The sequence below is a fragment of the Protofrankia sp. CiP1_Cm_nod4 genome, from assembly GCF_982290645.1.
Genome location: NZ_CEVIVC010000209.1, coordinates 1 through 6041 on the forward strand (window position 1 = coordinate 1; position 6041 = coordinate 6041).

General features: G+C 74.1%; 5 protein-coding genes and 1 pseudogene. All 6 read right to left on the reverse strand.

What is annotated here, in order from left to right; all coding sequences use genetic code 11:
- Positions 1-427 (reverse strand): annotated as a pseudogene (locus tag AC5LSR_RS22805) (hypothetical protein); the annotation flags it as partial.
- A gap of 19 nt (positions 428-446) precedes the next feature.
- A complete protein-coding gene (locus AC5LSR_RS22810) occupies positions 447-1091 on the reverse strand; it encodes a GNAT family N-acetyltransferase (RefSeq protein ID WP_250285301.1) in 645 nt (214 codons plus the stop codon).
- Between the two features lie 3 nt (positions 1092-1094).
- The gene (locus AC5LSR_RS22815; protein ID WP_250291700.1) at positions 1095-1421 is read right to left on the reverse strand and encodes an acyl carrier protein; all 327 of its coding nucleotides are present in this window, start codon (positions 1419-1421) and stop codon (positions 1095-1097) included.
- Complete coding sequence (locus AC5LSR_RS22820; protein WP_250285200.1) at positions 1411-2922, reverse strand: AMP-binding protein; 1512 nt, start codon at positions 2920-2922, stop codon at positions 1411-1413. Before AC5LSR_RS22820 ends, AC5LSR_RS22815 begins: the two co-directional genes overlap by 11 nt.
- Positions 2919-4985 (reverse strand): class I tRNA ligase family protein, encoded by a 2067-nt coding sequence (locus AC5LSR_RS22825; RefSeq protein WP_250285201.1) that lies wholly within the window; start codon positions 4983-4985, stop codon positions 2919-2921. Before AC5LSR_RS22825 ends, AC5LSR_RS22820 begins: the two co-directional genes overlap by 4 nt.
- Positions 4982-6041 (reverse strand): NAD(P)/FAD-dependent oxidoreductase (locus AC5LSR_RS22830; RefSeq protein WP_493468991.1); only part of this gene is annotated, 1060 nt, incomplete at its 5' end. The genes AC5LSR_RS22825 and AC5LSR_RS22830, both read right to left, overlap by 4 nt.

Consider the following 6041-nt stretch of genomic DNA (forward strand, 5'->3'; position numbering starts at 1 on the left):
TCCCGGCGGAGATCCCGCCCGGGGCGGGGGGCACGGTGGGAATCCGGGTCGGGACCGCGCTGGAGGCGGCCCCGGAAACCACGTCGGGGGCTGCGCTGGGAACCACGCCGAAGGTGGCGGTGGGGATTCGGGTGTAGCCGAGGATTTCGCGGCGCAGCTGGAGCAGCCAGGCCTCGTCCTCGGTCAGGCCGGCGCCGGACGCGAGCCCGGCGACCTCGGCCGCGAGCCGCGGGGCGGCCCGCTCGATCTCCGCGCGGTGGCGGGCGATCGTCGGGCGCAGGCCGTCCAGCGTCACCGGGGCGGGCAGCAGCCGGCCGAGCCGGCAGACGTGGTCGTCCACGAACGACCGCAGCCGCCCCGCCAGCGCCGCCCCGTGGGCCCGGCCCAGCTCCGCCGGTGGCCCGTCCGCCCTGATCAGGACGGTCACTCGGCCTCCCCCGACACGCTCACGGGCGGACTTTCGGGTGTTCGGTGAGGGTTTTCTTCACGAGCGGCCATTCGTCGGCCAGGACGCTGTAGTAGACGGCGTCGCGGCGGCGGCCGTCCGGCATGGGGTTGTAGCTGCGCAGCACGCCCTCCTCGATCGCGCCGATGTTGCGCAGGCCGCGGCGGGCCCGGGTGTTCAGTACGTCGGTCTTGAACTCCACCCGCAGGGCGCCCAGGCGTTCGAATGCGTGTTCCAGCAGCAGCAGTTTGGCCCACCGGTTGGTCCCGGTGCCGCGGAAGTCGCGGCCGAGCCACGACCAGCCGATCTCCAGCCGGGCGTCCGGCGCGGAGAGGTTGCCGTAGCTCATGCTGCCCGCGGTCCGGCCGGTGCGCCGGTCGGTGATGACGAAGACGTGCCGCCGGCCGGCGAGGTGGTCGGCGAGGGTGGCGTCGAAGAACGCCTCGAAGTCGGCGTCGGACTCCACCCGGGAGACGAAGTAACGCCAGATGTCCGGGTCGAGGGCGATCGCCCGCAGCGACTCCCGGTCGGCCTCGGTGACGGGTGTGAGGCGGACGTGGTCGTTGCCCAGGACGGCCGGGCCGGCCGTGCGCCAGTCCACCCGGTGCTGGGCCGCCGGCCGCTGGGCCGCCAGGTCCCCGGCCACCGGTCAGGCCCCCGCCGGGACGTGCCTGGACAGGATGTCCACGCAGTCGCGCAGGGTGTGCATCCTGGCCAGGTCGTCCTCGGTGAGGCAGGCGGTGTCGACGCCGGTGTCCCGGCACAGCGAGGTCAGGAACAGGACCTTGTTCAGCGAGGTCAGCCCGTAGGTGCCGGTGAGGCCGACGTCGGGCTGGATCTCCCCGGGGGCGATGTCGACGGCCAGTACCGCGGCCAGGTTCTCCCGGGCGGCGGTCTCGATGCCGGGCCGCCTGGATTCGTCAGGCCGCGTGCTGTCAGGCCGCGTGCTGTCAGGCCGCGTGCTGTCAGGCCGCATGGATTCCCTTTCTCGGGTCGCCGAGCTGGCGCTGGTACACCGCCCGGATCTGCTTGCGCCTGGGCTTGTACTGGGACGTCAGCAGGCCGTTGCCGATGCTGAACGGCTCGTCGGCCACCACCACCCGGTGGATGTACTGGTCGCCGCCGAGCGCCCGGTTGGTGGCGGTGAGCTGCGCGGCGATGGCGCCGGTGTCCACCGGCACCGACGCCGGTGAGACGACCGCCACCAGCTCGGTCTGGGCCGGGCAGTAGAGCACGCACTCGGCGATCGCCGGGCTGGACTTCAGATGCTCCTCGATCCGCCTGACGACGATCTTCCTGCCGTTGTCCAGCACGATCGTGTCGTCGGCGCGGCCGAGGACGAACAGGAAGCCGTCGGCGTCGAGGTGCCCGAGGTCGCCGGTGCGCACGACGCCGTCCGGGCCGAAGACCCGTTCGCTGTCGCCGGGCTCGCAGTAGGCGTACCGCCGGTTCACCGGGTGCTCGGCGCGGACGCTGATCACCCCGCCGTCGCCGATGATCACCTGTTTGCCCGGCAGCACCTGGCCCACGCTGCCCGCCCGGTGCGCGCCCGGGTGGTTCTTGGCCACGATGCACGTCTCGTTGAGGCCGTAGCCCTCGTAGATCGGCAGGTCGAGCCGGTTGAGGAACGCGAGGGTGGCGGGGTCGGCGGGCGCCGAGCCCGTCCACAGGTAGCGGATGCGGCCGCCGAAGATGTCGCGGGCGGCGTCGGCGAGGTCCCGGCCGGTGCGCCGGGCGTGGCGTTCGATCTGGCCGCGGGCGCTTTCGAAGAAGCCGGGCACGCCCATGACGACGGTCGGCCGCACCTGGGTGAGCGCGACGAACGCCGACTCGTAGGTGCAGACCGTGACGTCGTGGCCGTACCGCAGCGCCGAGTACACCCAGTAACGCTGCTGGAGCAGCGACAGCGGCAGGAACACCAGCAGGTTGTCGCCGGGGCCGTGGCCGAACATGTCCTGGACGGCGTCCAGCGAGCTGTCGATGCTGCCGGCGGTGGCGCCGAGGCCCTTGGGCGTGCCGGTGCTCCCCGAGGTGAACTTGATCGTGGTGATCTCGTCGGGGGCGTACCTGACCGGTGGCGGCGGGGCCGCGCCAGCCGTGCCGGGCAGGCCGGGCAGGTCGTCGAGCAGGGTCGTGAGCTGTTCGACGCCGGGGATGCCGCACGGACGGTCGGTGAACAGCAGGGAGAGGCTGTAGCGCTCCATCAGCTCGCCGGTGGGGGTGAACTTGCCCGGTTCCAGGCCGGCGGTGACGACCTTCAGGCGCAGGGCCGCCAGGTCGAGCACCACCCACTCGAGGCTGTTGGCGGCAAGGATGCCGATCCGGTCGCCCGCGCCGAGGCCGCGGGCGCGCAGCCCGGCCGCGACCAGGCCGGACAGCCGCCAGACCTCGGCGAGCGGGATCTCGCGGGTGCCGGCCAGCCTGGTGACGTGCAGCGTCCCACGGTTCGGCGTGGACGCCAGAAGTTCGTTGATCATGCAGGTCTCCCGCTGGGCTGGGTCCGCGAGGCGTCCGACGGGTGTCCGGCCGCGTGGGCCGCACCGAGCGGGCCGAGCGGGCCGAGCGGCCGGGGCGGGTGGAAGAAGGTGACCCGAGCAAGTGTGATCTTGCTACCCGGCGGGACCAGCTCGACCGTGGCAGGCCACTGCCGCGGCGCCGGCTGGCCGAGGGCTTCGGCCAGCCGGGCGGCGAAACGCGGCATCACCGGCGTGGCCGCGTGCGCGAGCAGCCAGGCGGCGGCCAGCTCCAGCGCCGTGGCCGTGCGCACCTCGTCCGGCATGCCGCCGGCCTGTGCCAGCGCGCGTTCCCGACGGCTGAACCGGACCGTGTCGGTGACCAGGGCGTCCAGCTCGGCGGTGGCCTGGTTGAGCGAGAACCCGCCGGGGCGCAGGCTGGCGGCCAGCGCGCCGAGCCGGGCGGCGAGCTGGCCGAGGAACCCGGCGTGCTCGGGCGTCCAGTTGCCGGCGTCGGGGGCCACCCCGCCGTGGTGGTCGGCCACGCGCTCGCCGAGGTCGTGCAGCCAGGCCTGCCAGGTGCCGATCAGGGTGGCGGTGAGCGTGTGCTCGTAGGCGTCGAGCGTGAAGTTCGTCCGCTCCACCTCGGGACGGTTGCGGGCGAGGAAGTAGCGCACGGCGTCCACACTGTCGGCGTCGAGGATCTGCTTGCCCCAGACGGCGTGCCGGCGGCTGGTGGAGAACTTCCGGCCGTCGTAGAGGAGGAACTCGTTGACGTGGTAGTCGATGTCCGGTGTCCAGCCGGGCAGGGCGAGCCGGTAGAGCGCCGGGTAGAGGATCGCGTGGTAGAAGCTGTTGTCGTAGCCGAAGAAGTGGACGATCTTCCAGTCGTCGGCCGGCCTGGCGGCCGTCCAGTCGCGGCCGAGGCGCTCGCCGAGCCGCTGGATGCCGTGCAGGAAGCCGAAGGCCATCTCCGGCCAGGCCCAGATCACCTGGCCGGCGCCGTCCGTCTCACGTGGGGTGATACCCCAGTCACTGGGATGGCTGACCGGGAGGTCGATCCGCTCCCGGCGGAACAGCCGGGCGGCGAGCTCCCGCAGCCGGGCCGGGACGCGGCCGCGGCGCTGGTGGTCGAGCACCGCGTCGGCGTGCTCGTGCAACGGCAGCACGTAGCGGCGGGCCGTACCGGCGACGGGCGCCCCGCCGGAGGGCCCGGCGACGGGGCCGGCCAGGTCGACCACGGTGTTCGGCTCGCCGCACAGCTCGCAGATGTTGCCGGCGGTGGCCTCGCCGCACCCCGGGCAGCCGCCGTGGACGTCGGCCTCGTAGAGGTACTGGCCGGTCTCCGGGTCGAACAGCGCGGGCCCGTCGGTCGAGGTGACCGCCTCGGCGCCGACCAGCCTGGTGAAGAAGTCCGTCAGCGCGGGGACGTAGCCGGGGTCGGCGTTCGTGACGGTGTACTGGTCGAGCGGGATGTCCATCAGCCGCAGGGTTTCCGCGATCTCGGCGCTGTAGTGCGCGGCCACCTCGGCGCTCGACCAGCCCTCCCGGCGGGCGCGGTCGGCCACGTAGGACTGGAAGTCGTCGCTGCCGGTCAGGTGCCAGGCACTGGCACCGTTCATCCGCTGGAACCGGACGTAGGCGTCGGCGCCCAGGTACGGGCCGGCGAGGTGGCCGAGGTGCAGGTCGCCGTTGGGGGTGGGCGGTGTGGAGAAGACGAACACCGGACGGTCGCCGTGCTCGCTGGCCACCGGGGCCGCCGAGGAGACCGCGCGGGCGCCGTCGCGCCAGTACTGGGTGAGGAAGACCAGGTCCTGCTCCCCGGTGTTCGCCACCACGTGGTCCTCGAACGGCTCGAGCAGGGCGACGGTGCCCGCGGCGACCGGGTGGTGCGCGGCTCCCACGACGAGCTCGCCGCGGCCGGCGACGATGACCAGCAGCTCGGTCTCGTCGTGCCGCTGGTGCGCCGCGGCGCCGCCCGGCGCGATGCGGCCCCAGGCCGCGCCGGTGCCCAGCCCGTCGACCGCGCTCATGTCGATCCCGAACGCCGCGGAGAACACGGCGTCGGCAGAACGGTCGATGATCATATGGTGTCCTTCCCGTCGAGCCCGTCGAGCAGGTCGGCGGCCGCGGCGGCGATCGCGGGGGCCAGCCGGTAGCCGGAGCCGCCCGCCGCGCCGGCGAACAGCACCCGGCCGTCGGCGGTGACCGGGCGCACGATCGGCGCGCGGTCGGGGCTGTAGGCGTCGCAGAACACACGGCCGGAGACGCAGTACGGGGCGAACCCCGGGGCGTGGCGCGCCAGGACCGCCCGGCCGCGGTCGAGGTCGTCGGCGGACAGCCCGCCGGTCAGCGCGTCCGGGGTGACGTCCCAGTCGGGCGAGGTGTAGCTGAACAGCCAGTGGCCGCGGTGCGCCAGCGGCAGCAGGAAGGCATCCTCGTCGTGGAAGACGGTCACGCGGTCACGCGGGGTGACGGGGCGTTCGACGTGCAGGGCGACGACCTTCTTGATCCGGACGCCGAGCGGGGCGAGCAGCTCCGGCCAGGGCAGCCAGGGGCCCGGCGCCAGCACGACACGGCCGGCGGTGAGCCGGGCGCCGGTGCCCAGCGTGAGGACGACGCCGGCCGGGGCGGACCGCACGGCGGTGACCGCGCTGCCCTCCCGGAACGCCGCGCGGCCGCGCAGCCGGGCGGCCAGCAGTTCGGTGAGCGCCGCGACGTCGGCGTGGTGGGCGCCGTCGCCGTCCCAGCCCCGCTCGGCCGGGCGCGGCCGAACCTCGGGAAGCGCCTCGGGAAGCGGCCCGGGAAGCGGGCGCAGCCGCGCCTCGGGAAGGTAGTGCTCCCGGACGGCGGCATCGTCCGCGCTGATCACGGTCATGCCCACCGGGTGGATCGGCACCCGAGGGTCGCGTTGGCGCAGGCCGGCGTACCAGCGCTGGCTGTAGGCGGCCATCGCCCGCACCCGCGGGGTGGCCCCGCGCGGGAAGTGCAGCCCGGCGGAGAACCGGGACGCTCCCCCGCCGGCCAGCCCCCTGTCGACCACCACAACCCGCCGCCGCGGCGCGCGGGCCAGCACCTCGGTGGCCACCAGGCAGCCGACCACGCCGGCCCCGACCACGACAACGTCGGCGTCAGCGTCCCCA